25 protein-coding genes and 1 riboswitch are annotated in these 24,699 nt (G+C 60.0%); of the genes, 15 read left to right on the top strand and 10 right to left on the bottom strand.

Going from position 1 to position 24,699, the window contains the following annotated elements; translation table 11 throughout:
- Positions 1 to 82 precede the first annotated feature (82 nt).
- The 7 genes from ISN74_RS01930 to ISN74_RS01960 all read left to right on the top strand — a co-directional run bounded on the left by ISN74_RS01930 (position 83) and on the right by ISN74_RS01960 (position 6,606).
- The gene (locus ISN74_RS01930) at positions 83 to 1,207 is read left to right on the top strand and encodes a glycosyltransferase (protein ID WP_188796856.1); all 1,125 of its coding nucleotides are present in this window, start codon (positions 83 to 85) and stop codon (positions 1,205 to 1,207) included.
- Positions 1,208 to 1,302: 95 nt separating this feature from the next.
- Positions 1,303 to 2,571, top strand: a complete 1,269-nt coding sequence (locus tag ISN74_RS01935; RefSeq protein ID WP_188796858.1) for an O-antigen ligase family protein — start codon at positions 1,303 to 1,305, stop codon at positions 2,569 to 2,571.
- Complete coding sequence (locus tag ISN74_RS01940; protein WP_188796860.1) at positions 2,561 to 3,325, top strand: glycosyltransferase family 2 protein; 765 nt, start codon at positions 2,561 to 2,563, stop codon at positions 3,323 to 3,325. The genes ISN74_RS01935 and ISN74_RS01940 overlap by 11 nt, the downstream gene beginning before the upstream one ends.
- A gap of 428 nt (positions 3,326 to 3,753) precedes the next feature.
- Entirely contained in the window at positions 3,754 to 4,191 is a 438-nt protein-coding gene (locus ISN74_RS01945) for a DUF3304 domain-containing protein (protein ID WP_188796862.1), read from the top strand.
- 26 nt (positions 4,192 to 4,217) lie between these two features.
- A complete protein-coding gene (locus ISN74_RS01950; protein ID WP_188796864.1) occupies positions 4,218 to 4,406 on the top strand; it encodes a hypothetical protein in 189 nt (62 codons plus the stop codon).
- Complete coding sequence (locus ISN74_RS01955) at positions 4,403 to 4,837, top strand: DUF3304 domain-containing protein (RefSeq protein ID WP_188796866.1); 435 nt, start codon at positions 4,403 to 4,405, stop codon at positions 4,835 to 4,837. Before ISN74_RS01950 ends, ISN74_RS01955 begins: the two co-directional genes overlap by 4 nt.
- Before the next feature lie 116 nt (positions 4,838 to 4,953).
- The gene (locus tag ISN74_RS01960; protein ID WP_188796868.1) at positions 4,954 to 6,606 is read left to right on the top strand and encodes a T6SS phospholipase effector Tle1-like catalytic domain-containing protein; all 1,653 of its coding nucleotides are present in this window, start codon (positions 4,954 to 4,956) and stop codon (positions 6,604 to 6,606) included.
- 76 nt (positions 6,607 to 6,682) lie between these two features.
- Here the strand turns inward: ISN74_RS01960 and ISN74_RS01965 are convergent, their stop codons facing one another.
- The 3 genes from ISN74_RS01965 to lpxL form a co-directional block, all read right to left on the bottom strand.
- The gene (locus tag ISN74_RS01965; protein WP_188796870.1) at positions 6,683 to 7,759 is read right to left on the bottom strand and encodes a glycosyltransferase family 4 protein; all 1,077 of its coding nucleotides are present in this window, start codon (positions 7,757 to 7,759) and stop codon (positions 6,683 to 6,685) included.
- Positions 7,756 to 8,502, bottom strand: a complete 747-nt coding sequence (locus ISN74_RS01970) for a polysaccharide deacetylase family protein (RefSeq protein WP_229678941.1) — start codon at positions 8,500 to 8,502, stop codon at positions 7,756 to 7,758. Before ISN74_RS01970 ends, ISN74_RS01965 begins: the two co-directional genes overlap by 4 nt.
- Positions 8,503 to 8,728: 226 nt before the next feature.
- Positions 8,729 to 9,664, bottom strand: coding sequence for an LpxL/LpxP family Kdo(2)-lipid IV(A) lauroyl/palmitoleoyl acyltransferase (gene lpxL, locus ISN74_RS01975; protein ID WP_188796872.1), 936 nt, complete (start codon positions 9,662 to 9,664; stop codon positions 8,729 to 8,731).
- Between the two features lie 136 nt (positions 9,665 to 9,800).
- Between lpxL and waaA the strand changes: the two genes are divergently transcribed.
- On the top strand, positions 9,801 to 11,066 hold the full coding sequence (gene waaA, locus ISN74_RS01980; protein ID WP_229678943.1) for a lipid IV(A) 3-deoxy-D-manno-octulosonic acid transferase: 1,266 nt from the start codon (positions 9,801 to 9,803) through the stop codon (positions 11,064 to 11,066).
- 44 nt (positions 11,067 to 11,110) lie between these two features.
- On the opposite strand, the gene ISN74_RS01985 is transcribed toward waaA, so the two are convergent.
- The 3 genes from ISN74_RS01985 to ISN74_RS01995 form a co-directional block, all read right to left on the bottom strand.
- On the bottom strand, positions 11,111 to 12,457 hold the full coding sequence (locus ISN74_RS01985) for a TolC family outer membrane protein (protein ID WP_188796876.1): 1,347 nt from the start codon (positions 12,455 to 12,457) through the stop codon (positions 11,111 to 11,113).
- A gap of 35 nt (positions 12,458 to 12,492) precedes the next feature.
- Positions 12,493 to 13,152, bottom strand: a complete 660-nt coding sequence (locus ISN74_RS01990; RefSeq protein ID WP_188796877.1) for a protein-L-isoaspartate O-methyltransferase family protein — start codon at positions 13,150 to 13,152, stop codon at positions 12,493 to 12,495.
- A 163-nt stretch (positions 13,153 to 13,315) separates the two neighbouring features.
- A complete protein-coding gene (locus ISN74_RS01995; protein WP_188796879.1) occupies positions 13,316 to 13,645 on the bottom strand; it encodes a hypothetical protein in 330 nt (109 codons plus the stop codon).
- An 84-nt stretch (positions 13,646 to 13,729) separates the two neighbouring features.
- Here ISN74_RS01995 and ISN74_RS02000 point away from each other — a divergent pair, with 84 nt between their 5' ends.
- The 6 genes from ISN74_RS02000 to ISN74_RS02025 all read left to right on the top strand — a co-directional run bounded on the left by ISN74_RS02000 (position 13,730) and on the right by ISN74_RS02025 (position 20,589).
- Positions 13,730 to 14,380 (top strand): TetR/AcrR family transcriptional regulator, encoded by a 651-nt coding sequence (locus ISN74_RS02000; protein WP_188796881.1) that lies wholly within the window; start codon positions 13,730 to 13,732, stop codon positions 14,378 to 14,380.
- A 53-nt stretch (positions 14,381 to 14,433) separates the two neighbouring features.
- Positions 14,434 to 14,528: riboswitch (TPP riboswitch) on the top strand.
- 91 nt (positions 14,529 to 14,619) lie between these two features.
- Positions 14,620 to 16,497, top strand: coding sequence for a phosphomethylpyrimidine synthase ThiC (gene thiC, locus ISN74_RS02005; protein WP_188796883.1), 1,878 nt, complete (start codon positions 14,620 to 14,622; stop codon positions 16,495 to 16,497).
- 469 nt (positions 16,498 to 16,966) lie between these two features.
- The gene (locus ISN74_RS02010) at positions 16,967 to 18,064 is read left to right on the top strand and encodes a type III polyketide synthase (RefSeq protein WP_188796885.1); all 1,098 of its coding nucleotides are present in this window, start codon (positions 16,967 to 16,969) and stop codon (positions 18,062 to 18,064) included.
- A complete protein-coding gene (locus tag ISN74_RS02015; RefSeq protein WP_188799453.1) occupies positions 18,064 to 19,056 on the top strand; it encodes an aldo/keto reductase in 993 nt (330 codons plus the stop codon). Before ISN74_RS02010 ends, ISN74_RS02015 begins: the two co-directional genes overlap by 1 nt.
- Positions 19,037 to 20,110, top strand: coding sequence for a methyltransferase (locus tag ISN74_RS02020; RefSeq protein WP_203546686.1), 1,074 nt, complete (start codon positions 19,037 to 19,039; stop codon positions 20,108 to 20,110). Before ISN74_RS02015 ends, ISN74_RS02020 begins: the two co-directional genes overlap by 20 nt.
- A 44-nt stretch (positions 20,111 to 20,154) precedes the next feature.
- Entirely contained in the window at positions 20,155 to 20,589 is a 435-nt protein-coding gene (locus ISN74_RS02025) for a nuclear transport factor 2 family protein (protein ID WP_188796888.1), read from the top strand.
- Positions 20,590 to 20,607: 18 nt separating this feature from the next.
- On the opposite strand, the gene ISN74_RS02030 is transcribed toward ISN74_RS02025, so the two are convergent.
- Positions 20,608 to 20,829: a hypothetical protein gene (locus ISN74_RS02030; RefSeq protein WP_188796890.1), complete on the bottom strand. Its 222-nt coding sequence runs from the start codon at positions 20,827 to 20,829 to the stop codon at positions 20,608 to 20,610.
- A 117-nt stretch (positions 20,830 to 20,946) separates the two neighbouring features.
- On the opposite strand from ISN74_RS02030, the gene ISN74_RS02035 reads away from it, so the two are divergent.
- Entirely contained in the window at positions 20,947 to 21,336 is a 390-nt protein-coding gene (locus ISN74_RS02035) for a DUF3224 domain-containing protein (protein WP_203546687.1), read from the top strand.
- A 22-nt stretch (positions 21,337 to 21,358) separates the two neighbouring features.
- Here the strand turns inward: ISN74_RS02035 and ISN74_RS02040 are convergent, their stop codons facing one another.
- From ISN74_RS02040 to ISN74_RS02050, 3 genes are read right to left on the bottom strand one after another with little or no spacing between them, the layout of a single operon-like run.
- Positions 21,359 to 22,375, bottom strand: coding sequence for a zinc-binding alcohol dehydrogenase family protein (locus ISN74_RS02040; protein WP_188796892.1), 1,017 nt, complete (start codon positions 22,373 to 22,375; stop codon positions 21,359 to 21,361).
- A gap of 13 nt (positions 22,376 to 22,388) precedes the next feature.
- Positions 22,389 to 23,444, bottom strand: a complete 1,056-nt coding sequence (locus ISN74_RS02045) for an aldo/keto reductase (RefSeq protein ID WP_188796894.1) — start codon at positions 23,442 to 23,444, stop codon at positions 22,389 to 22,391.
- Positions 23,445 to 23,478: 34 nt separating this feature from the next.
- Entirely contained in the window at positions 23,479 to 24,690 is a 1,212-nt protein-coding gene (locus ISN74_RS02050; protein ID WP_229678945.1) for an MFS transporter, read from the bottom strand.
- Positions 24,691 to 24,699 lie beyond the last annotated feature (9 nt).

Below are 24,699 nucleotides of genomic sequence, written 5' to 3' on the forward strand. Positions count from 1 at the left end.
CGGCAGACCCCCTGGCGCGCGAGGCGCTACGCGGCACGATTAGTGCTTGTTTTTTAGGATGAAAGTCGCGAACGAGGGAACCATGTCCGTTGCCGCCACACCAGCCAGGGTGCTGACTGTTGTGCAGCTGATTCCTGCGCTGCGCGCGGGCGGGGCGGAGCGTTCGGTGCTGGAGATGGGGCAGGCGCTGGTGCAGGCCGGTCATCGCTCGGTGGTGATTTCCGCCGGTGGCCGTATGACCGCTCAGCTGGAAGCCGAAGGCAGCGAGCACATCACCCTCGATATCGGCCGTAAATCGTTGCTGACCCTCGGCAAGCTGGGCCCGTTGCGACGCATCTTGCGCGAACTGAAGCCGGACATCGTCCATGTCCGTTCGCGCTTGCCAGCCTGGATGGGCTGGTGGGCGCTCAAGGGCATGTCGCCGAGGCCGCATTTCATCACCACGGTGCACGGTTTGAACTCGCCGGGGCGTTACAGCGCCATCATGTTGCGTGGTGAACGCATCGTGGTCGTTTCGCAGACGGTTCGCGATTATCTGCTTAGCCACTATCAAAAGCTGGATCCGGCCCGCATCCGCATCATTCCGCGCGGCATTGATCCGGAAGCCTTTCCTTACGGCCATCGCCCGGATGAGGCGTGGCAGAAAGCGTTCTTTTCCGAATTCCCGGCGTTGGCCGGTGCGCCACTGCTCATCCTGCCTGGGCGCGGTACGCGTCTGAAAGGTCATCATGACGCAATCGAACTGGTTGCCGAACTCAAGCAGCGCGGCATCGAAACGCGCTTGTTGCTGCTGGGTGTGATCGAACCGGGGCGGGAAGCCTACGTGCGAGAGCTACAGGATCTGATCAATGCGCGCGGCATAGCAGGGCAGGTGGTGTTGAGTCCGCCGCGTCATGACGTGCGCGATATCTACGCCATGTCCGCGTTGGTGTTGCAGCTGTCGAACAAACCCGAGGCATTCGGCCGGACCGTGGTGGAAGCGTTGTCGCTGTGCCGCCCCGTGCTCGGCTATGCCCATGGTGGCGTCGGCGAGTTGCTGGCCGAGCTCTATCCGGCAGGCCGGGTGCCGCCCGGTGATCGCGAGCGCCTGGTGGAGCGCGCTGCTGAACTGCTGCGTGTCGCGCCACCGATTCCGCCGCTGCAGCGTTATCGCCTGATTGATATGCAACGCGCAGCCCTGGCGCTGTACGAGGAAGTGGCGGCCTGAGGGTTGAGACATCCTGGGAATTTGTCGGCAGCGTTTACTGAGCAACCTATTGAGCGACTCGCCTACAATGCGTGGATCGTTGTTTCGGATCCAGCATGTATCCGTTCATTCCAGCACTGAAAGACCTGCTGCGTTCACCGCTGTTGCCGTTATGGCTGGTAGTGGCGTTGCTGCCGTTCGGGCGTAGCGCCGAACTGGGCACCGCGCTTTGCGCAATCGGGTTTGTGCTGGCGTGGCGCCGCGATGGCACCGCATTTTGGCAGGATCCTGGCATCCGACTGTTGCTGTTGTTGTTGGCCTGCTACGTCGGCGCGGCGCTGCTGTCGGCTTTTAATGCGGTCATGCCGGGTAAAAGCTGGTCGACAGTGTTGGCTTTGCTGCGTTACCTCCCGCTGGGGGCGTATGCCTGCTACGTCTTGTGTAGCGAACAGCGGCTGCATGGTTTCTATGTCGCGGTCGCGATCGTGATTGCCTTTTGGGTGCTGGATGCGTGGATGCAAATGCTTACCGGCTGGAGCCTGCGCGGGCATGCTGAGCCGGAACGTATTTCCGGCCTGTTCGGCGCGGATGATCCGAAACTGGGGCCGACCCTGGCGGTGCTGTCGCCATTTGTACTATCGGTGGCTCGCGAGCGTTGGCAACGGCGCGGTCTGGTTATCGCGCTATTGCTTCTGCTGGGGCCGGTGTTGCTAAGCGGATCGCGCGCGGCTTGGCTCTGCTTTGCGCTGGTCGTGCTGGTCTTTCTGTGGCGTGAAGCGGGCTCGCCCATGCGGTTTATCGCTGCATGTCTCATGGCGGCCGTGGTTTTGCTGGCAGCTGGCGGTATTGCGTGGAAAACGTCGAGTCGTTTCGATGCGCGCATGCAACGCACGCTCGAAGCATTGGGTGGTCACGAACAGGATCTCAACGAAGCGATGACGGGTCGGTTGGATATCTGGCACAACAGCCTGGCGATGATCGCGGCGCATCCGGTCACCGGCGTGGGCGTGCGTGATTTTCGTTATGCCTATCCACACTTCGCGCTGGCGAATGATCATTTCATGGTGGCGGAAAACTGTGGTGATGGCGTGGGTGCCTGCCATGCGCATCAGATCGTGCTGGAGATTCTTACTGAAACAGGCCTCGTGGGTTTACTGCTATGGCTGGCCGGTATCGGCATAGCTGTACGGGCGTGGCGGCGCGTGAGCACGCGTGCACAGGACGCTGCTTTCCCGGTCACATTGTCGCTCGGCGTCATGTTGTTTCCGATCAATACCCATCTGGCCTTCTATTCGGCATGGTGGGGTCTGCTGTTCGCCTGGCTTTTGGGGCTGTGGTGCGCTGCACTCTATGTAGTGACAAGGGAGTCGCACCATGGCGCGTGAGCCGCTCTCTGTCGTTGTGATCACCTACAACAACGCCGATACGCTTGATCTGTGTCTGCGCGAAGTGGATTGGGTCGACGAAATCATTGTGCTTGATTCCGGCTCTACCGATAGCACTGTGGCCATCGCGCGAATGCATGGTGCGCGGGTGGAAGTGCATCCGTTCGACGATTATGGTCCGCAGAAACAGCGCGCCTACGATCTGGCACGCAACGACTGGATCTTGAACCTCGATGCCGACGAGATCCTCTCGCCCGGCACGCGTACGATTATTGAGCGTGCGCTGGAAGATCCACATCACGCAGGTTTTCGCCTACCGCGCCGTGAGCGCATGTTCTGGACGGTGCAGCATCGCTGGAGCCATCGTAACGGCCATCTGCGATTGTTCAACCGCCAGCGCGGCGGCATGAATGATGTGGAAGTACACGCTGCGGTGGAAGTGCGTGGTCCGGTGAAAACGCTGTGGGGCGCCGATTTCGTCAACGATGGCGATGGCGATATCGCCACGCGTGTGGAAAAGATCAATCGCTACAGCAGTGGCATGGTCGCGCACAAATTGCGCCGCGGGCAGCGCTTTACCGGTGTGCGCATGGTGATCTATCCGCCATTGTTCTTTCTGCGGCAGTTTGTGCTGAAACGTTATTTTCTCAGTGGCTGGGCGGGGTTTATCGCCAGCGTGCTGGGAGCGTTCTATGTGTTCTTGAAATACGCCAAGCTGCACGAGGCACGCAGGGTGAAGCGTAGAGGAAATTGAGATGTCTTCCTCATATTGCGCGTAGCAGAACTTCGGATGAAATGAGCTGACGCTTACAAGAAAATCGGAATATCTCTATTTCCTTTATCGCAGCCTGCGTGCCTGATTACCCGTTCCGGGAATCAGAAACTTTGGCTATCTATAAAGGAACTGCCTTTGGTAAGCGAAATCCTCAGGCCGCTGGTATGTGGTCAAAAGCTCTTTACCAGCCCAGGCCGGTATTTTCCCGCACGTTACGAGCTACAGCCCGGTTATCCCGGTTGGGCCAAGGTACTTTGTGAGAGGACGGAAGATAGCGATGCGATAGCTGCGCATCTCTGGCCCTTCGACGCGATGGCATGCATCCACAAGAATGAAGCCGGGGCATGCCAAGGGCAGGTGTATGTCACCCTGCGCTTTCATGGCGCTGTCAACCACGCGGTGACGTCATGACAGCACTGAAAAAGTTCGCCGTTGCCCTGATGTTCGCGATGGTGAGTACTCTGCTCTCCAGTTGCCAAGCAGCTGATGACACCATGGGTCTGGACGTCGTGGGCTACAACCATACCGATCATTCGATTGGCGACTTCTCCGTCAATGGCGAGGCTGGCTCGTTCCTGGCAAGGCACTCAGGGGGTGGCGGTTTCGCCTGCTGTGTTTCCCTGCCAAGCCAATATACACCCGGCATGAGCGTGACGGTGACCTGGACGGATACGTACAACGCGCATCCGCAGAGCCGCGTTGTCGTCGTTCCGCTCTATACCCCGGAGGATGGTGGCCATTTCGCCGTCCACTTTCTTCGTAACGGTCAGATCAAGGTGTTCGTCACCATGTACTACCCCGAACATCCCAATTATCCGCTGAAGGGCGACGAAGTCCCGATGTAAGCCCTTCCACAACAAGGACGATGCCCATGTCTCACGCCCTAACCCTTCCCGATCCTGCGCCCGCCGACGGCTACCGCAAGCTTTCCCCGCCTGAAGCGATGCAACGAGCCCGCGCGATGAGATGCATTCATGCGAAGGAAACCGTCGAATGCCGAGGGCAGGTGTATGTCACCTTGTTCTTCGATGGCATTGGCAACCGAACGGTGACGTCATGACGCCACTGAAAAAACTTGCCGTTGTCCTGATGCTTGTGCTGTTGAGTGGTCTGCTTGCCGGTTGTCAGGCGGCCGATCACACCATGGGACTGGATGTCGTGGGCTACAACCACACCGATCATGACATCGGCGACTTCTCCGTCAATGGCGAGGCTGGATCGTTCTTGGCAAGGCACGAAGCACACGGCATGGCCTGCTGTGTTTCCCTGCCAAGCCGATACACGCCCGGCATGAGCGTGACGGTGACCTGGACGGATACGTACAACGCGCATCCGCAGAGCCGTGTTGTCGCCGTTCCGCCCTACACCCCGGAGGATAGCGGGGCATTTGCTGTTCATTTTTTACGTAACGGAGATATCAAGGTCTTCGTGACGATGCACTTGCCTTACCCCGATCAGTACCCCGTGACCGCCGACGAAGCCCAGATGTAAGCCTTTCCACAACAAGGACGATGCCCATGCCTTACGCCATAAGCCTCCCTGATCCTGCGCCCGCTGATGGCTACCGAAAGCTTTCCCCGCCTGAAGCGATGCAACGAGCCCGCGCGATGAGATGCATTCATGCGAAGGAAACCGTCGAGTGCCAAGGGCAGGTGTACGTTTCCCTGTTTTTTGACGGCACCGGCAATAACCAGAACTGGATTGAGCCCAGGACCACCGGCGACCAGCGTGCACGCAACAAGCACAGCAACGTCGCCCGACTATTCAATGCAGCACCCTACAGACCAGAGGACGGCTTCTTTCCTTACTACATCTCCGGCGTCGGCACACCCTTCAAAGAGATCGGTGATAACAGTGCCACGTTGGATAGCTGGTTAGGCAATGGTGCCGGCTATATGGGCGCCGACCGCATCAACTGGGGCATCACGCGCATTTTCAACGCGGTTCATCACTATGCCACGGATGGACATTTGTTGATCCAAGACAATGACGCCAGAACCCTGGTTAACACGATCAGCTCCAGTTGGAGCCCAGCCCGGTTGTCGCCCGGCGCCCCCGGATACATGGCGGCGGAATACGAGCCGGAGAAACAGCGCCGCCTTCGTGGCTTGCGTCCATGGGAAGACAAGCTGGCGGCGGTGTTGAAGGGCAGGCAGCGCACCATCACGTCGATCAACGTGGCGGTATTCGGCTTCTCGCGCGGTGTTGCCCAGGCGCGCACGTTTGCGCATTGGTTGAGTGAGCTGCTCAAGGAGGATGCCGGCGCTTGCCGCACCTTGGCGGGCGTGCCACTGCGCCTGTCTTTCATGGGCCTGTTCGATACCGTCGCCTCCGTGGGCAACGCCAACCTGATTCCCGGCTTCGACGGCCATATGGCATGGGCGGATGGTAGCCAGTCCATTGCCGCCGTGGTGGAGCAGTGCGTGCATTACATTGCGTTGCACGAACAGCGAGCCTGCTTTCCGTCGGAGATGGCGAGCAACGTGAGGCAGGTAGGTTACCCGGGCATGCACTCGGATGTGGGTGGCGGTTACCTGCCCACCGAGCAGGGCAAGCTAGGGCAGCTGTCGCAGATTCCGTTGAACGACATGCACCATGAAGCGATGAAGGCGGGGGTGCCGCTGCTGTCACGCAAAGAGATCAATGATAGACCCACGCTGAAAGAAGAGTTCGATATCCCGATGGCGCTCATCGAGGCTTACAACGCCTATTGGCGCGAAAACGGCTTCAGCGCGAACGCCACCGGCAAGGATGGCGTGCTGGATACGATTCAACAGCATACGCGCCAATATCTGCAGTGGCGTCAGGCGGCACCGTCCAGGGTGGATTTGAATAATCGCGACTTCTGTAAGCGTGCCACGGATGAGGATCAGAAGAAATTAGCCGCGGCGCAGGACGATCTCGTGCAGCAGGTGAGGGATCTTCGCTTGCGCATGCAGCCGCAAGCCGCCCACCTAGTCGCCGAGATGCTGCAAGGCGGCTTGCCTGCGACGGCATGGGCCAACCGTGGCGTCAGTGCCTCTACGCGCGAACTGTATTCAGCCGTGACCGGACATGCCGACGTGCGTGGCGCTGTGCATCGCCTGTTTGACGACTATGTGCACGACTCACGCGCGGGGTTCCTGGTGGGAGGGGCGCCGGAGCCACACGGCGTCACGGGTGGCTATCTTCGCTATCGCAACATCTACCAGAACCATCGCGAGCAGTGCGCGATGGCAGTCGCCAACGCCAGCACAGACTTGATCGAGTCCATCGTCTGAAGGAAGATGTATCGCGTTCCCACTCAGCTATCTGAGCGGAGGTTGGAAGTGCTTGTGATCCTCAGGCGGTCTGGCGCTACCCATCGCTGAGAATGCGCACAAACTCATCCGCCACAACCCGCGTGCTGAAATGCCGGTCGACGAAATCGCGCGCGGCGACGCTCATCGGCTCGCGCACTTCCGGATCGCACATACGCAAAATCGCATTGCGCCAAGCGGCGACATTGCCGGGTTGCAGCAGCAGGCCGGTGACATTGGGCGAGAGTGTTTCGGGTACGCCGCCAATATTGCTGCCCAGCACCGGTGCGCCAGCCGCCTGGGCTTCCACTGAGACGCGGCCGAACGTTTCAGGCGCGATGGAAGGAAAGGCCAGCATCGAGATCGCGCTGTAGTACGGATGCACGTCGTCGATCCAGCCCAGCATGTGGTGACGATGCGCAAATGAACCTGCTTCGATACGTTCGCCGAGCAGTTGCGAATCAGGGCCATGGCCGAGCCACATGCAATGCAGCCGCGGTTCCTGGCCCATCGCGCCGTCGAGGGCTTCAAGCAAGGTGAAGATACCCTTGCTGTGATGGATACGGCCGAAGTAGCCGATGACGATGGCATCCTGCGGCATACCAAGCTTGTGCAGGATGTCGCTGCGCTGTTGTGCATCGGGGCGACACCAGGCCATGTTCACCGGGTTGTAGAGCACGCGCACCAGTTGCGGTGGTACGCCGCGATCGAGATACACCTGTCGCGCATGGCTGGAAACGGCGAAAAAGCGTTGTGCAAGCCGTGGCACGAGATAGCCGGACAGCTTTCCCATGGCCGGGGTGCGATGACGGAACAACGCGACCGGCACGCTCAGCAGCCGGCTGATCAGGATCAACGGCCAGTATTCCTTGCCGAAATTGCCTACGAGCCAGTCCGGTTTCAGATCACGTGCGGCCTTGAAGGTGGCAAAGTAACCGCGCAGATCGAAGATGTTGCGAAACTTGGCCGGATACAGCCTCACACCCGAACTGGCCAGATGATTGGCGATCAATCCGTTCGGATAGACCACCGCACTGACCTGATGACCGGCTTCGACCATGGCTTGCGCGAGGGCGATGAAGTGCGTCGCCGCCCCGGTATTTTCCGGGTTGGTCCCCACAAAAAGGAATTTCATGCGCGGCGATTCTCATAATTGGTGAAGGCGCGCATGGCGAACTGCGGCAGCACATGGTGTCGCGCGACTTGCACGCGCGGCAGGCGCCACAGGTCCATACCAGTGGCTGCGCGTCCGCGGTGCGTGGTGGTGGCGGCGTCGTAGCCAGCCGACCGGGTGGCTTCGGCGACGCGGTCATCCATGTCGCCGTAGGGATAGCAGAATTGGGTGACGGGCGAACCGAGATGATCTTCCAGGTCCGCCTTGCTGCCGGCGATTTCGTCGCGCAGTTGCGTGTCATTGCATTGGGTCAGGTGCGGATGGCTGCGGGTGTGCGCGCCGATCTCCATGCCGCCGTCACGCCAGGCGCGCATTTGCTGCGGCGTCATCAGCGGTTTCTGGATGCCGAGTTTTTCCGCGTCCCAGTTGTTGTAGCGGCCAATGCTGCCGCTGACCACGTAGCAGGTGGCCGTGAAGCCGTACCGCTGCAGTATGGGCAGGGCCGATTCGAGATTGTCGACGTAGCCATCGTCCAGCGTGACGACGGCGATGCGACCGCTTTTCTCGCCACGCAGGTAGGGCATGGCGTCGGCCATGGAGAGGCCGGTATAACCGGTCCGCTTAAGCAGCCACATCTGCCGCGCAAAAGCGCCCGGGCTGACGTACAGACTGCGCCAGCGGCGCAGGTTGCGCGGTGCCTGGGCGATGTTGTGGTACATGAAAATCGGGCAAGCCTGGGCTTGCCGTCCCGCGGTCGCGCTCATGCGGACTCCCTGTCAGCCGGACGCAAAATTTTACGGCAAGCGAGGCTGCCGAATGGCGTGGCGGGCAGTATGAGGGAACAGTGGTTAGGCATGGAGACAGGTGCGGGACGAGCCAGCGTGCTTATCTACCGGGCGATGCTGTCGCTAGCCTGTCGTTGTGGGTATTCCCGGTCAGGGATGGCCGAGAGCCGGTCTGTGGTCGCCGCATCGCCCGCAGACGGGAAGGCTAATAAATCTGGGGATAGCCGTCCGGGCGGGTCTTGAAGCGCTTGTGCACCCACAGATATTGCTCCGGCGCCTCGCGCACCATCTGCTCGATGCTCTGGTTGACCTTGAAGGTATCGGCTTCGATGTCGGCGCTGGGTACGCCCTCCAACGGCGCCCCGAGCCGGAGCACATAGCCCTGGCTGCCGGGGAGGCGGCGATGGAAAAAGGGCATCACCACCGAATGGGACATCCGTGCCAGGTGATGGGTGGCGGTGATGGTAGCGGCCGGGACGCCGAAGAAGGGTACGAAGACATTGTCCTTGCTGCGCATGTCCTGGTCCGGTGCGTACCACAGGGTGCCGCCGCCGCGCAGATATTTGACCGTACCGCGGATGTCATCCTTGTCGAACATGGCCCGCGCGTAGCCCAGGCGTGCGCGCAGTACTGCCCATTCGAACACGGGGTTGTCCATGCGCCGGTACATGCCGGCGATGCGAATGCGCTGCGAGACCAGCCGCGCACAGAGTTCCAGATGCGAGAAATGGCCACCGACCAGCAGCACACCGCGTCCTGCTGCGTGAGCGGCTTCGAGATGTTCCAGCCCTTCGAATCGCACCGGAATCTTTGCGATGGCTCGATCTGAGCCCATCCATCCGAGCGCAAACTCGATCAGCATCAGCCCGATGTCGCGCAAATGCGTATCCACCAGTCGGGCCTGTGCCTTGGCATCGAGGTCGGGAAAACACAGCGCGATGTTGGTGGCGGCCACCTTGCGCCGTGGCGAGGGATAACGTTCGATCACTGCGCCCAGCGCACGGCCGATCGCCATGAGCATCTTGAACGGCAGCATGGCGAGCAGTTTCATCACGCCCACACCGATCCAGGCCGGCCAGAGGCGTGGGGTAAGCAGGGAGCGGGTAAAGACGGGTCGAGGTGTTCCGGGCATCCGCTGCATTGTAGCGGCAGCGAAGCGGGGGCAGGGGTTGGCAGCACGCCAGGGTGGGATCCTTTACGAGTATGTCCGAGCCCACACGCTGCGCGCGCCTTGTCATAGGCCCTTTATACTTCCGCGTCCCAAGCAGGAATGTCCGTTGCGCTATCTCTATACGATCCTGATGTACCTCGCGACGCCGATCATCGTGATACGGCTGTTGACGCGTGGCATGCGCTACGGCAATTACCACCAGCGTTGGCCAGAGCGTTTCGGCATCTTCAAGTCGCCCAACCTGCGTGGCAGCATCTGGGTGCATGCCGTATCGGTGGGTGAGGTGAATGCGGCCGAGCCGCTGATCAAGTCGTTACGGGTGGATTATCCGAATGCGCCACTGGTAGTCACCACGGTTACGCCTACCGGTTCGGCGCGCGTGCAACAGTTGTTTGGCGATAGCGTCTTTCACGTGTACCTGCCTTACGACCTTCCGTTCTCTGTGCATCGTTTTCTCACGCAGATCCGGCCGCGTCTGGCCTTGATCGTGGAAACCGAGATCTGGCCGAACCTTTATTTCGGCTGCTATCGGCGCGGCATTCCGCTGATGATCGTCAACGCGCGCTTATCGGGTCGTTCGTTGCGCGGCTACGCGCCCATGCGTGCCTTGCTGCGTTCGGCGCTGCGCTGTGTGCGGCAGATCTCGGCGCAATCACGCACCGATGCGGCGCGTTATCGCCTGCTGGGTGCGGATCCTGCGCTGGTGACCGTTAGTGGCAATCTCAAGTTCGATATGCCGGTGCCAGACGGTGCGCTGGAGGGCGGAGAAATTTTTCGCAAGCAATGGGGCCATCTGCGTCCAGTATGGATTGCGGCCAGCACGCACGAAGGTGAAGAGCTGGCGGTGCTTGAAGCTCATCTGGAAGTGCTCAAGCGTTTGCCGGATGCCTTGTTGCTGATCGCGCCGCGTCATCCGGAACGCTTCCGTGCCGTCGAGCACTCAGTGCGCAGTCTTGGCTTTGTTACGGCGACGCGCAGTAGTGATCGCGTGCCCGGTGCTTCGCACCAGGTTTTCCTGATCGACACCATGGGTGAGCTGATGCCGTTCTTTGCCGCCTCCGATCTCGCATTCGTCGGCGGTAGCCTGGTGCCAATCGGCGGCCACAATGTGCTTGAGCCGGCGGCGCTGGCACGGCCGGTGCTGGTCGGGCCGCATACGTTCAATTTCGAGGAAATCACGCTGACCTTGATTCGCGGCGGCGGCGCCAAGCGCGTACTGCAAAGCGAGACATTGGGTGCGCAGGTACTGGAGCTGTTGCAAGACGAAGCGCAGTGCAAGCAAATGGGACGGCAGGCGCGTGTGGTATTCGACAGTGAGCGCGGTGCAGTGGGCAGGGTGATGAAGTTGATTGACCGCATGTTGCAGGAATAAAAAAAGCCGGGTTACCCCGGCTTTTTTCTGTCTCTCGTACTGGCTTACTGCAGCAGCGAGTTGACGTATTCCATGTCCTTGTAATCGATCGTGCCGGCCGACTGGCGCAGCAACAAGCGGTTCAACACCAGCTGATGACGGTCCGTGGCGTAGGTGCTCTGGTTCTGGGTCAGGGTCTGAATCGCATTCAGCACGTCCAGCATGATCTGTGTGCCGACCTGGAAGCCAGCCTTGGTGGCATCCAGCGCCTCTTGTGCCGAATCGACCGCAGCTTTGCCCGATTTCACTTCGCTGATGCCAGCGATCACCGAGTTGTAGTAGTTGATGGTGTTCTGCACGGTCTGGCGGCGGGTCAGCTCCAACGAATCTTGTGCTTCGTCGCGCTGAGCAATCGATTGACGGACTTTCGACTGGATGGCGCCACCCTGGAACAGCGGCACGGTCAACGTCACACCGATGGTGTTGCCCCAGCGGCCGTTGCCGGCAACGTTATAGCTGCCATTTTCCAGCCATGAGCTGCTCTTGGCGTGACTCAGGCTGGCAGTAATGGTGGGCAGGTGGCCGGCGCGAGCTGCGTTGACATCATGTTCGGCGGCAGTCTCCGAAAACTGTGCCGAAAGCAGCGTGGGATTGTTCTTCAGGGCGCTGTCCACCCAGGCCTGCGAGTCGGCAGGGACCGGGGTATCCATCGGAAGGTCGGGGCGCAGCTTCTTCAATTCGCCGACCGGCTGGCCAGTAATCACCGTAAGCGCCTGGCGATCGTTTTCCAGCGTATTTTCCGTGCTGACCGTCTGGGCCTTGGCCGCTTCGTAGTACGACTTGGCCTGGTAGACGTTGGTGACAGCGGCGATACCTACCTTGTATTGCTGCTCTGCCTGATCGTAGGTGATGCGATAGGCTTCTTCGTTGGCCTTGGCGAAGGTGAGCTGCTCTTCATCGTTGAGGATGGTGAAGTAGGCAGTCGCCACGCGAACGAAAAGATCCTGGGCAGCCGCTTCATACGTCTGCTGCTGCGCGCTGTAAGTCGAATGCGCAGCCTGCAGGTTCGCGATGTCCGCCAGGTTGAGAATGGTCTGATCCAGTTCGACGCCGAACGAGCGGGTGCGCTCGTGACCCGGATTCAGGTTGTTGCCGTTGCCGCTGCTGAATTCGGACGCGGACGAGCCGTTGATGCTCTGCTGCTGCAGGCTCGCGGTGCCGTTGAGCTGTGGCAACAACAGTGCACGCGCCTGCGGAACGTTTTCGTACACGGCACGGGTGGTCGCGTCGGACTGGGCCAGTACAGGGTCGTTTGCACGCGCCTGACGGTATGCATCCAGCAAGTCCTCGCCGTGGCTGGGCAGGGATACTGCCGCCAGGGTCAGGGCAAGGGTCAGAAGCTTCAAGCGCATGGTTCGCCTCGTAGGTATCGGGGTCGGTTGCAGGATCAAAAAACGAAACGACGGGGTGGCTCAGCGTGCGAGAGGTACGGAAGATCCGTCTCAAGCAAGCTTTCTTCTTGGTAACGGGCACTGCCTTCGCTGGTCAGCAGCACAACCTGCTGCACCGGCGACTCGCCACGGATGGCGAGCAGGCGGCCCGCTGGCTTGAGCCAGCCGAGGAAACGATCGGGAATGCGGTAAACGGCGCCAGTCACCACCACGACATCGAACGTGCCTTGCGGCTGCCATGCGTTGATGGCTTCGCCGGTGGCAAGCTGCACGTTGCCGATGCTCGCCGCCTGCAGGCGCTGGCCGGCCGTGGCGGTGAAATCGGCATGGATGTCCACACTGGTGACGCGGGCGGCGAGGCTGGCCAGGCAGGCCGTGAGGAAGCCGGAGCCTGTGCCGATTTCCAGCACATGATCTTCGGGCTTCAACGCCAGCGCCTGGAGCACGCGGCCTTCCATGACCGGCTTCATCATCACTTCGCCGTGGCCGATCGGCAGACACAGATCGGCAAAAGCCAGCTGACGATGTTCGGGTGCGACGAAGTCCTCGCGGCGCACGCGGCTCAGCACTTCGAGCACGCGACCATCCAGCACCTCCCAGGGGCGCACCTGGTTCTCAACCATGTTTTGACGCGCCTGATCGAAGTTCATCGCCATGGAAAACAAGCCTATGTGGATCGAAAAAAGGTCAAAAAGGATAAGCGTTTAGACCCTGTTTCGACAATGGTTAGGGTGCGGGTGGCGCCCTGTGGTACGAAGTGCCGGAAGTCATCGCGATGACCTGACGTAAGTCATGCAAAGAGCCAGTGTCCGCGGACACTTACGCGCTTTTTCGATGTTTGCTCAGCATCTCCCCAACGATGTTGACAGGCAGGCGCGCCAGCGCCAATTCGGTGCTCGCCCCCAGCGCAGGATCCAGTCGCTGGATGCGGGCCAGGATCGACTCGCCCCGGCTGATGGCCGCCACGTGCAGCCATGCCAGCCAGCGCGACAGGCTGTGCCGGTCGGGCGCGGAAAGCGCTGCAATGGTGGCACGCATCATGAATACCTGTCTGCGGGCTGTCCGATCGTGCTCCAGCCACCCGGAAAGCAGGCGCTGGGCCTTGCGATAGCCTGCGCTGAGCGCCATTTCAGGGATAGTTACGCACATCGGATGAATATTCGGTATCATTCAGGAAATAATTAAACCGCCCCGTATAATAAATTGGGTTTTTTGATTTGTGAAGGTGCATCCATGAACTCGATCCCGCTGACCAAACCGCACGGGCCTGGCCGCCCGAAGGACATGGAAAAGCGAGCGGCCATTCTCGACGCGGCCAAGGCTCTGTTCATCCGCAACGCCTTCGCCGGCACCAGCATGGACGCGATTGCCGCCGAAGCGGGCGTATCCAAGCTGACCGTCTATAGTCATTTTGGTGATAAGGACAACCTGTTCCGCGAGGTCATTCGTGCGCGAGTCCAGGACCTGCTCCCTGAAGATATCTACAGCTACGATCCGGCCGCCGACATTGGCGACACGCTTCATCGCATCGCCCAGGTCCATGCCCGGCTTGATTGCGACCCGGAAACCGTGGGCACCTTCCGCGCCATCCTCAGCGACTGCCGCCAGGGTAATCCCCGCTACGGCAAGCTGATGTGGGAAGAAGGCCCGATGCGCAGCCGCGCCTTGTTGGAACGCCTGCTGCAGCAGGCCGTTGACGCCCATAAGCTCGATGTTGAAGATGTTTCCCGCGCCGCCATCCAGTTCATCTCCCTGATCAAGGGCGACATGATGATGCGCCGCATGTTCGGTTGCGCCGAATGCGTGCAGACCTATGCCCGGGAAATCGAGGAAAACGCCCGTGCCGGTGTGGTGATGTTCCTGCGCGCCTACGCGCCGCACTAAGGGCTGTCACGTTTCCGCACTCGTTTCTCTCCCCGCTTCGTGGTCAAATAGCCTCTTGGAAGCGGGGGTGCCGGCGGCAGTCGGCTGAGAGAGTCCCTTCGAACCTGATCCGGTTAGCACCGGTGTAGGGAGCTTCGCCGCACAGAGCACCGTGCGTTGGCGCCATCGCTTCGATCCCAGTGCGGATGTTCCGCACGCTTTCCGCGCAATGCCTGCGGACACTAGAAGGACGAACGCCGATGAATGCCTTGCCCTCCGATCTCGCGCGCGCCGCGCAAGAACTTTCCGAAGCCGTTACGCGCCCGATTCCCGGATCGCGCAAGATCTACGCACAGGGCAGCCGTCCTGACCTGAACGTGCCGATGCGCGAAGTTGAGCAAGCGAAGACGCCGACCCTGTTCGGTGGCGAAAGCAACCCACCGGTCACGCTTTACGACACGTCCGGCCCGTATACCGATCCGAACTACGCCGTCGATCTCGCCGCTGGCCTCCCGGCGCTGCGCGCGCCATGGATCATGGAGCGCGGCGACGTGGAGCAGTTGCCGGGCCTTACCTCTGCATTCGGCCGTGAGCGCGCTGCTGATGCCAATCTCGATACCGTCCGCTTCGGCCACACGCGCACACCGCTGCGCGCCAAGGCGGGTGCCAATGTCACGCAGATGCATTACGCGCGCCGTGGCATCGTCACGCCGGAGATGGAATACATCGCCATCCGCGAAAACCAGCGCATCGAAGCGTTGCGCGAAAGCGCGTTGCGCAATCAGCATCCGGGCGAATCGTTTGGTGCGTCGTTGCCCAAATTGATTACGCCAGAGTTCGTACGCGACGAAGTGGCGCGCGGCCGCGCCATCATTCCTGCCAATATCAACCACCCGGAAAGCGAGCCGATGATCATCGGTCGCAACTTCCTCACCAAGATCAACGCGAACATCGGCAACAGCGCTGTGTCGTCCGGTATCGCGGAAGAGGTGGAGAAGCTGGTGTGGTCGATCCGCTGGGGTGGTGACACCGTGATGGATCTTTCCACCGGCAAGAACATCCACGAAACACGCGAATGGATCATCCGCAACTCGCCAGTGCCGATTGGCACCGTGCCGATCTATCAGGCGCTGGAAAAAGTCGGTGGCGTCGCCGAAGAGCTCACCTGGGAGCTGTTCCGCGATACGCTAATCGAACAGGCCGAGCAGGGCGTGGACTACTTCACCATCCACGCCGGCGTGCTGTTGCGTTTCGTGCCGCTGACTGCAAAGCGCGTCACGGGCATCGTGTCACGCGGCGGTTCGATCATGGCCAAGTGGTGTCTGGCGCATCACAAAGAGAATTTCCTCTATACGCACTTTGAGGACATCTGCGAGATCATGAAGGCCTACGACGTATCCTTCAGTCTCGGCGACGGCCTGCGTCCGGGCAGCATTGCCGACGCGAACGATGCCGCCCAGTTCGGCGAACTGGATACGTTGGGCGAACTCACCCAGATCGCGTGGAAGCACGACGTGCAGGTGATGATCGAAGGCCCTGGCCACGTGCCGATGCAGTTGATCAAGGAGAACATGGAGCGCCAGCTGGAGAAATGCCACGAAGCGCCGTTCTACACCTTGGGGCCGCTGACCACCGATATCGCACCGGGCTACGACCACATCACCAGCGCGATCGGCGCGGCGATGATCGGCTGGTTCGGCACCGCCATGCTTTGCTACGTCACGCCGAAGGAACACCTCGGGCTGCCTAACAAACAGGACGTACGCGACGGCATCATCGCCTACAAGATCGCCGCACATGCCGCCGATCTGGCCAAGGGCCATCCAGGTGCACAGGTGCGTGACAACGCGCTCAGCAAGGCGCGTTTCGAATTCCGGTGGGACGATCAGTTCAACCTGGGTCTTGATCCGGAAAAGGCCAAGGAGTTTCACGACGAAACGCTACCCAAGGACGCACACAAGTCCGCACACTTCTGTTCGATGTGCGGACCGAAGTTCTGTTCGATGAAGATCACACAGGACGTGCGTGATTACGCCGCCGAGCACGGCGTGGATGAAACGGCCGCGCTGGAAGAGGGGATGGCCGAGAAGTCAGCTGAATTCCGTGCGCAGGGTGCCGAGGTTTATCACAAGGCTTGATGATTTTCATCGCGCCAGATTCTGGTGCACACAAGCGGCGACAGGTGCGAGCCTGTCGCCGTTTTTTATGCTTGCGGTAGATGTTGCATCGAAGTGCGGTCGTATGAGTGAGCGTGTCCCTCTTTTTCGTTTGAAATAACGGGACCTGGTTGCGTTATGCGATGAACTTAAGTGTGCGTTGCTTCGCAATTCAAGCGAGTGAACGATGATTTGACGATGGCTTGATGAATGCGAAATGTCTTGGGCGCTATCAACCACGAACAGCTTCGAATCAATACAAGCAACGGAGCGATGAATGTCGCGGCAGTGCCGAATGACTGCATGAAATACGTTGCTTGTGCAATGAAGTTATTTTTCATATGACATTCCAGGATGGCTTTATCTCGTGTTCAAGCCATCAGCGTTCGCAATGTGTGCGTGGTAACGAAATATTCCTTTACGCGCAGGCTTCCTTGCGCTGGAGAGCGTTATGCCGACACTTTGTAGGCCTGCTGTTTTCGTTCCGCCGAATGTCATCGGTCTTGATGAGACACTGGCGCTCGCCAGCAAGATCCATGCGCACCACGAGCAGCTTCCGCTGGTGTTGCGACTCATACGAAATACGAAGATTAACAAGCGCCATATCGTCCAACCCATCGAGGAGACGTTGCGGCACCCTGGCTTCGAGGCGCGCAACCTCGTTTACGTGCGTGAAGCGAAAGCGTGCATACCCAAGGTGGTTCACGATGCGCTGTCGCACGCAAGGCTCGCAGCAAGCCAGGTCGACGCCATTGTTTTCGTTTCCTGCACGGGATTTACGATGCCGTCGTTGATTGCCTGGATGATCAACGAACTCGACTTTCGAAACGACACGCGGCAGTTGCCGATCGCGCAGATGGGATGCGCCGCGGGCGGTGCTGCTATCAATCGCGCGCACGATTTCTGTCTCGCCTACCCCGGTTCGAACGTACTTATCGTCGCCTGCGAGTTTTGCTCGCTCTGCTACCAGCCAACCGATCTCAGCGTGGGAAATCTGCTTTCAAATGGCTTGTTCGGCGATGCGGTGGGTGCTGCGGTGGTGCGTGGCCGTGGGGGAGACGGCATTCTCCTGACCAGCAACGGTTCGCGCCTGGTACTGGGCACCGAGGACTGGATTTCCTATTCGATCAAAGCGACGGGTTTTCATTTCTGCCTGGACAAGCGAGTACCCGGAACCATGGAGCAGCTCGCCCCCGAGCTTCGCTCAGTAGCTGGCGAATATGGATGGGACGCATCGGACTTGGACTTCTACATCATCCATGCGGGCGGTCCACGCATTCTGGACGATCTCTCGCATTTCCTTGGCGTTGCGCCCAGTCGATTTGATGACAGCAGGGCCACGCTCATGAACTACGGGAACGTGGCATCCGTGGTGGTGCTCGATGCTGCGCGGCGCATGTTCGAAGCCGGCGCGGTGCGGGATGGTGCGCGCGGCATGGTTGCCGGCTTCGGGCCAGGCATTACTGCGGAGATCACCCTTGGACAGTGGATAGGGCCGGCTTTGTCGGCTGCAACGACGACGAAAGCTCATATTGAGGAGGTCACGTGATGATTGATACGTATCCCAAACTGGCATCCAAGCAATTTGTGCTTGGCGGCGATCGAGTCGTCAATCGATTTGGTTACGGCGCGATGCATCTGACGGGCTACGGCATGTGGGGGCCCCCGGATGATCCGGAACATGCCGTCCGCATCTTGCGCCATGCTGTGCACAATCTGGGCATTAACTTCATCGATACCGCCGACTCCTATGGCCCCGGCGACAACGAAGAGATCATTCGCAAGGCGCTGCATCCCTATCCGAAGGATCTGGTGATCGCCACCAAGGGAGGCATGTTGCGCAGTGGTCGCAACGACTGGATTCACGGTGCGCCGGGCGCGCCCTATATCGAGCCGATCAATGATCCCAGATACCTGCGGCAACAGGTGGAAATGAGCCTGCGCCGCCTGGGTGTGGAATGCATCGGCCTTTACCAGTTGCACAGCATCGATCCGCTGGTTCCGCTCGCTGAATCCTTGGGTGAGTTGGTCCGCTTGCAGCAGCAGGGAAAGATTCACCACATCGGCTTATCCAATCAGCCAGGCGTAAGCATCGAGCAGTTGGAAGATGCGCGCCGGACCGCAAATATCGTGGCCGTGGAGAATCTCTACAACATCGCCGATCGAGCGGATGAAGAGGTTCTTCAATACACACAGCAACACGGCATTGCCTTCATTCCCTGGTTTCCGCTGGGGCATGGCGGCCTGGTCGGCCAGGACAGTCCGCTTGAACCTATCGCGAAATCTTATGGCGTTACGGTTTCGCAGTTGGCACTCGCATGGCTGTTGCAGCACGCCACCAATACGTTGCTCATTCCAGGCACTACGTCTATTGCGCACCTGGATGAGAACGTGAAGGCGGTGGACGTTGAGCTCAACGCAAAGGACATCGTCACCATTACTGCTGCGACCGATCGCGCCCATGTTCCGACCTGGCGACCGGATCGGCATCTGTCACGTCCGAGCAACGGAGCCGATCACCATGTCAGCCGCCTCTCTTGACGATGATATTGATGCGGGTCGGTCCAGTTCTCTTTCCGGCGGGCAGAGTGCCAAGCCGCTGATGGCGATCGTGACGGGTTTCTGGGCGGCCAAGACCTTGGCCACGGCCCATGAGCTGCGGTTATTCGACTGGTTGTCCGATACAGCGGGCAAAACGATCCAGGAGTGCTCGTCGCATTACCGCATGGAAGAACGTCCCGCCGAAATGTTGCTCACCGCATGCGCTGCACTCGGGCTGTTGGAGCGTGACGATGAGCGTTACCGTAATTCGCCAATGTCAGAGCGGCATCTGGTGCGTGGTCGGCCGCTGTATTTCGGCGGTTGGATCGAGATGGCTGATCGCCGCGAATATCCCGCCTGGATGCACTTGAAGGACGCGCTACAGTCCAATCGGCCCCTCACCTGGAATCCTTCTCGGCAGGCTTCCCTGTTCGATGGCGAAGATCCATTACTGGTCGCCACCTTCTGGGAAGCGATGTATGCGCTGTCCATCACCACCTCGTGGGCATTGGCGGAAGCGGTTGATTTGTCCGGCGTGAAAAAACTGCTTGATGTGGGCGGAGGCGGTGCCGCGCACGACATTACGCTTTGCAGGCGTTACCCGCAGCTTCAGACCACGGTATACGACCTTGGCTTTGTGTGTGAGTTGACCAGGCACAAAATCGAGCAGGCAGGACTTGCTGATCGCATCGGACTTATAGATGGCGATTTCCTGAAGGATGACAAGATGCCTTCAGGTTACGACGCCATCTTGCTGTCGAAGATCCTGCTGGATTGGACGCCGGCTCAGTGTGCCTTGATCATCGCCAAGTGTTATGCGGCGCTGCCATCCGGCGGACGCATCATCATTTCAGATTTGTTTGTCGCTGACACCAAGGACGGACCGATCGATGCGGCGTTGATGAGCCTGAATATGCTGGTCGAGACGTGGGGAAGGAATTACACATCCGCGGAATATGCGGCGTGGCTGACCGATGCGGGATGTGTCGATATCAAAGTCATCCATTTCGATGCGCCAGCCGCCAATGGCGCAGTCGTGGGCTACAAACCGTGAACTGAGATCAGGCGAATGCTGCTTTTGCAAGAGGAGTCAGGAATATGTCCGGTTCTCATCCCAATGTTGCGATGCTTGAGGCTGTCTACGCCGACCTGAGTCAAATAGCGAACCACTGCGATGACGACGTCGTGCTGCATACCGCTGACCGGGGCGCTTCGGGCGGCCCGGCTGAGGTTGTCGGGAAAAAGGCCGTGCTCGAAAAAGAGCTCGATCTGATTCGACTTACCGGTAAAACGCTGCATATGGATGTGCAGCACATTATCGCCAACGACTACTTCGGCGCGGTGATGGGCATATTGCGATCCCGCCGAAATGGGAGTGCCATCGGCATGCCGTTTTGCGGCTTGTGGCGCTTTCGCAACGGACGCATCGTGGAGCATTGGGAGAATGCTTACGACGCTGCAGAATTGGGACGATTCCTGCTAGGCGAAACCGGTTCGGCAAAACCTTGGGTCGCCAGCCACACGAGCGCGTAAGCGCGCTATCCGCGAGCGTCAACGCCTTGAACGAGGGCGTTCGGTGGTCGGAAGGCAGAAGAACAGAAACAGCGATCCGACCATCAGCCCGCGCCACAGATCGACAAGATCATGGTTGGTGGCAGCCGACGGGTGTGCCAGTTGGAAAGCCGACAGCAGGCATAGCAGGACCAGAGCGATCTGCCCGAAGCCACGGGCTGTCCGGGATGCAAAGGGAGCATGCAGGGGTGGCGTTTTCATGGGTGCCATTCTCTGGCGACCCGGCATAAATTTGCGATAACGCGGGCGGCGGGGGGCGTATAGATCCCATAAAAAATTGTGTATGTTTGGATCCGATCACCCACAGGGAACATCACCATGCGTGCGAGCGGACCTTTCGAAGTGAAACTGGCATCACAGTCAGCGGCTCCTGGTATCGAATCGGCACAGCTTGGTCGGCACACCATCGATAAACGATTCAGCGGTGATCTCGAAGCCACCAGCCTGGGTGAGATGTTATCGGCGGGTGGCAACGTGCAAGGTTCGGCGGGATACGTGGCGATCGAACGTGTCACCGGCACGTTGCATGACAAGCGTGGAAGCTTCGTGTTGCAGCACACTGGCACCATGAATCGTGGCGTGCCGAGTCTATCCATCAGCGTGGTGCCCGATTCCGGCACCGAAGAGCTGGCTGGTATCAGCGGCTCGATGCAGATCCAGATCGAACAGGGCAAGCATTCCTATGTCTTCGATTACAGCTTGCCCTGACGACCGGATCTGCCCAGGGCGCTTACCAGCCTGAAAGCACCAGCTTGCCGATCGTCTTGCCCGACTCCAGCCGGCGATGCGCTTCGCGCAGGTTTTCCGCATTGACAGGGCTGAGTGCCTCGCGTTGAATGCCGCGCAATTCGCCTTCGTCGATCAGTGCTGCGACGCGTGCAAGAATGCGCCCTTGCTCAGCCATGTCGGCAGTCTGGAAGCGTGGGCGCGAGAACATCATTTCCCAGTGAATGCCAATGCACTTGGACTTGTAGGGATCGCCGATATTGACTGGTTTTGTCGGCTCGACGATCAAGCCAACATGGCCTTGGGGCGCCAGCAATTCACCCAGTTCTTCCCAATAGTGCGATGTATCGGCGAGATTGACCGCGGCATCGATCTGCGTGAAGCCGAGCGCTTTTAGCTGCGGCGTCAGTGGTTGACGATGATCGATGACATGCTGCGCACCCATGGCGCGGCACCAGGCGATAGTCTCTGCACGGGACGCCGTGGCGATGACGGTGAAGCCGGCGCGTCGTGCGAGCTGGATGGCAATCGAGCCAACGCCACCCGCGCCGGCAATGATCAGTATCGATTTGCCATCGCCGCCTTGCTCCGGCCTGTACGGCATGCGCTCAAACAACAATTCCCACGCCGTGATGGCCGTAAGTGGCAACGCTGCCGCGCCCGCGGCATCAAGCCGGCGCGGACGAAGTGCCGCAATGCGTGCATCGACCGCCTGGTATTGCGCGTTGCTGCCTTGCCGGGTGATGTCGCCGGCGTAATACACCTCATCGCCGGGCTTGAAGCCGGTGACATTGGCGCCAACTGCCTCCACCACGCCGGCAGCGTCGTAACCGAGTACGCGCGGCTGCGATTCTACTTGTGGTTTGGGCGCACGCACTTTGGTGTCCACCGGATTCACCGATACGGCTTCCACGCGCACCAGCAGATCGTTGGGGCCGATCTCCGGCTTGGGTAGTTCCACGTCGATCAGCGATTGCGGATCGTCGATGGGGAGATAGCGGGTCAGAGCGACGGCTTTCATCGTGGGGTCTCCTTCAAGCGTGTGTAGACGATAGCGCCTGGACGGGCGGCGGGTTGCGTTCGGCAAACGGTCCGTTCCAGTACGGGTAATAGGGATAGGGCGGCATGACGGTGCTGGCGTCGTCCAGCCGGGTCATCTGTTCAGCCGTCAGCGTCCAGCCGATGGCGCCGAGGTTCTGGCGAAGTTGCTCTTCATTGCGAGCGCCAATCAGGACGGTCGAGACGGTGGGACGTTGCAGCAACCAGTTCAGGGCAATCTGTGGCACGGATTTACCGGTCTCTTGGGCAATCTCATCGAGCATGTCGATCACGCGGTAAAGGCGCCCGTCATCGACCGGCGGCGCGTAGATGGCGGTTTCGTGCAGGCGGCTGCCTTCCGGCAGCGGTTGGCCGCGGCGGATCTTGCCGGTGAGGCGTCCCCAACCGAGCGGGCTCCACACGACTGCGCCGATACCCTGATCGAGGCCGACTGGCATCAGCTCCCATTCGTAGTCGCGTCCGACCAGTGAGTAATACGTCTGATTGGCGACGAAGCGAGCGTAGCCATAGCGATCGGCAACGGCCTGCGATTTCATCAGATGCCAACCAGAAAAATTCGATGCACCGAGATAGCGCACCTTGCCGGCGCGTACCAGATCGTCCAGTGTGGACATGACGCTTTCCACCGGTGTCATGGCATCGAAGTGATGCAATTGCAGCAAGTCGATGTAATCAGTGCCGAGGCGTTTCAATGCACGCTCGATGCCACTAACAAGGTGATGACGTGATGCACCGACATCGTTCGGTCCGTCGCCGGCACGCAGTGTCAACTTAGTGGAGAGGATGGCTTGGTCGCGACGTCCCTTCAGTGCTTCGCCCAGGATGATCTCCGACGCGCCGTCCGAATAGACATTCGCGGTATCGAACAGATTGACCCCTGCATCGAGGCATATGTCGATCAATCGCCGTGCTTCTTGCGTGTCGGTACGCCCCCATGCGCTGAACAGCGGACCTTTGCCGCCGAAGGTGCCGGCACCGAAGCCGAGCACGGGAACACGGAAGCCGGATGCGCCGAGAAAGCGGTATTCCATAATGAGGATTCCAGTTAGAGGGAGTCGATGACGATCAGGATTCGCCGCTGGTGCAAATAGCGGCGGGCAGGCGCATGACGTTGTTCTCGCGCTGGCGACCCCACAGCGCCACCAGCAATCCGGCAAGCGTGACCAGTGCTGCAACCCAGGTCAGCGCAGCGAGTCCCGGTCCGTGCGCCACCACCACGCCGCCCAGCCACGCACCCAGCGCATTGCCGAGATTGAACGCACCGATATTCAGACTGGAAGCGAGGCTTTGCGCATCGTTGGCCTTATGCAGCACCCACAATTGCAGCGGCGGCACGGTAGCAAACGCGGCGATGCCAAGCAGTCCGACAAAAAGCACAGTAAGCACTTTGCTATGCAGCGCGAACGTCATCACGCCAAGCACCACGATGAGTACGACCAAGGTGAGTAGCAACGCAGGCATCAGTTGGCGATCCGCCAGCTTGCCTCCCAGCAAGTTGCCGGCAATCAATCCCACGCCGAAAACGAGCAGGATCGGCGATACAGAACTTTCCGCGAAGCCGGTGACTTCCGTCAGAATGGGCTGGATGTAAGTGAATACGGTGAACACGCCGGCAAAGCCGAACACGGTCATGAGCAAACCGAGCAGCACCGAAGGCTGAGCGATAGCACGCAACTCATCGCGCACCGCAATCGGTTTGCCATGGCCGTGATCGGCCGGCACCAGGGCGGTGTTCACGATCATGGCAACGATGCCGATGGCGGCCACCGCCCAGAACGTGGAACGCCAGCCGAAATGCAGCCCCAGCCACGCACCTGCGGGCACGCCCAGCAAGGTGGCGATGGTCAGGCCGGTGAACATGATCGAGATCGCCGACGCCCGGCGATCCGGCGCCACCAGGCTGGTAGCTACCACTGCGCCAACGCCAAAGAAGGTGCCGTGAGCGAGGGCCGTGATCACGCGCGCCAGTAACAGCACGGCGTAATTCGGTGCCAACGCGCAGCACAGGTTGCCGATGGTGAAGATCGCCATCAGGGCGATCAGCACGGTCTTGCGCGGCATGCGGCTGGTCGCCACGGTCAGGATCGGCGCGCCGACGAAAACGCCGAGCGCATAGCCCGAAATCAGCAGTCCGGCCGTCGCGATGCTGACCTTGAGGTCGGCCGCCACCTGCATCAGCAGGCCCATGATCACGAATTCGGTGGTGCCGATGCCGAAGGCGCCGGCAGCCAGGGCGTACAGGGCCACCGGCATAGAGCGGGCAGGGGAGGCAGGCATGGTGGGATT

The organism is Dyella caseinilytica (genome assembly GCF_016865235.1).
GTDB classification, from domain to species: domain Bacteria; phylum Pseudomonadota; class Gammaproteobacteria; order Xanthomonadales; family Rhodanobacteraceae; genus Dyella_B; species Dyella_B caseinilytica.

Coding starts and splice junctions, on each gene's coding strand:
- ISN74_RS01930 (WP_188796856.1), top strand. CDS start 83: ATGTCCGTTGCCGCCACACCAGCCAGGGTGCTGACTGTTGTGCAGCTG.
- ISN74_RS01935 (WP_188796858.1), top strand. CDS start 1,303: ATGTATCCGTTCATTCCAGCACTGAAAGACCTGCTGCGTTCACCGCTG.
- ISN74_RS01940 (WP_188796860.1), top strand. CDS start 2,561: ATGGCGCGTGAGCCGCTCTCTGTCGTTGTGATCACCTACAACAACGCC.
- ISN74_RS01945 (WP_188796862.1), top strand. CDS start 3,754: ATGACAGCACTGAAAAAGTTCGCCGTTGCCCTGATGTTCGCGATGGTG.
- ISN74_RS01950 (WP_188796864.1), top strand. CDS start 4,218: ATGTCTCACGCCCTAACCCTTCCCGATCCTGCGCCCGCCGACGGCTAC.
- ISN74_RS01955 (WP_188796866.1), top strand. CDS start 4,403: ATGACGCCACTGAAAAAACTTGCCGTTGTCCTGATGCTTGTGCTGTTG.
- ISN74_RS01960 (WP_188796868.1), top strand. CDS start 4,954: ATGAGATGCATTCATGCGAAGGAAACCGTCGAGTGCCAAGGGCAGGTG.
- ISN74_RS01965 (WP_188796870.1), bottom strand. CDS start 7,759: ATGAAATTCCTTTTTGTGGGGACCAACCCGGAAAATACCGGGGCGGCG.
- ISN74_RS01970 (WP_229678941.1), bottom strand. CDS start 8,502: ATGAGCGCGACCGCGGGACGGCAAGCCCAGGCTTGCCCGATTTTCATG.
- lpxL (WP_188796872.1), bottom strand. CDS start 9,664: ATGCAGCGGATGCCCGGAACACCTCGACCCGTCTTTACCCGCTCCCTG.
- ISN74_RS01985 (WP_188796876.1), bottom strand. CDS start 12,457: ATGCGCTTGAAGCTTCTGACCCTTGCCCTGACCCTGGCGGCAGTATCC.
- ISN74_RS01990 (WP_188796877.1), bottom strand. CDS start 13,152: ATGGCGATGAACTTCGATCAGGCGCGTCAAAACATGGTTGAGAACCAG.
- ISN74_RS01995 (WP_188796879.1), bottom strand. CDS start 13,645: ATGTGCGTAACTATCCCTGAAATGGCGCTCAGCGCAGGCTATCGCAAG.
- ISN74_RS02000 (WP_188796881.1), top strand. CDS start 13,730: ATGAACTCGATCCCGCTGACCAAACCGCACGGGCCTGGCCGCCCGAAG.
- thiC (WP_188796883.1), top strand. CDS start 14,620: ATGAATGCCTTGCCCTCCGATCTCGCGCGCGCCGCGCAAGAACTTTCC.
- ISN74_RS02010 (WP_188796885.1), top strand. CDS start 16,967: ATGCCGACACTTTGTAGGCCTGCTGTTTTCGTTCCGCCGAATGTCATC.
- ISN74_RS02015 (WP_188799453.1), top strand. CDS start 18,064: ATGATTGATACGTATCCCAAACTGGCATCCAAGCAATTTGTGCTTGGC.
- ISN74_RS02020 (WP_203546686.1), top strand. CDS start 19,037: ATGTCAGCCGCCTCTCTTGACGATGATATTGATGCGGGTCGGTCCAGT.
- ISN74_RS02025 (WP_188796888.1), top strand. CDS start 20,155: ATGTCCGGTTCTCATCCCAATGTTGCGATGCTTGAGGCTGTCTACGCC.
- ISN74_RS02030 (WP_188796890.1), bottom strand. CDS start 20,829: ATGAAAACGCCACCCCTGCATGCTCCCTTTGCATCCCGGACAGCCCGT.
- ISN74_RS02035 (WP_203546687.1), top strand. CDS start 20,947: ATGCGTGCGAGCGGACCTTTCGAAGTGAAACTGGCATCACAGTCAGCG.
- ISN74_RS02040 (WP_188796892.1), bottom strand. CDS start 22,375: ATGAAAGCCGTCGCTCTGACCCGCTATCTCCCCATCGACGATCCGCAA.
- ISN74_RS02045 (WP_188796894.1), bottom strand. CDS start 23,444: ATGGAATACCGCTTTCTCGGCGCATCCGGCTTCCGTGTTCCCGTGCTC.
- ISN74_RS02050 (WP_229678945.1), bottom strand. CDS start 24,690: ATGCCTGCCTCCCCTGCCCGCTCTATGCCGGTGGCCCTGTACGCCCTG.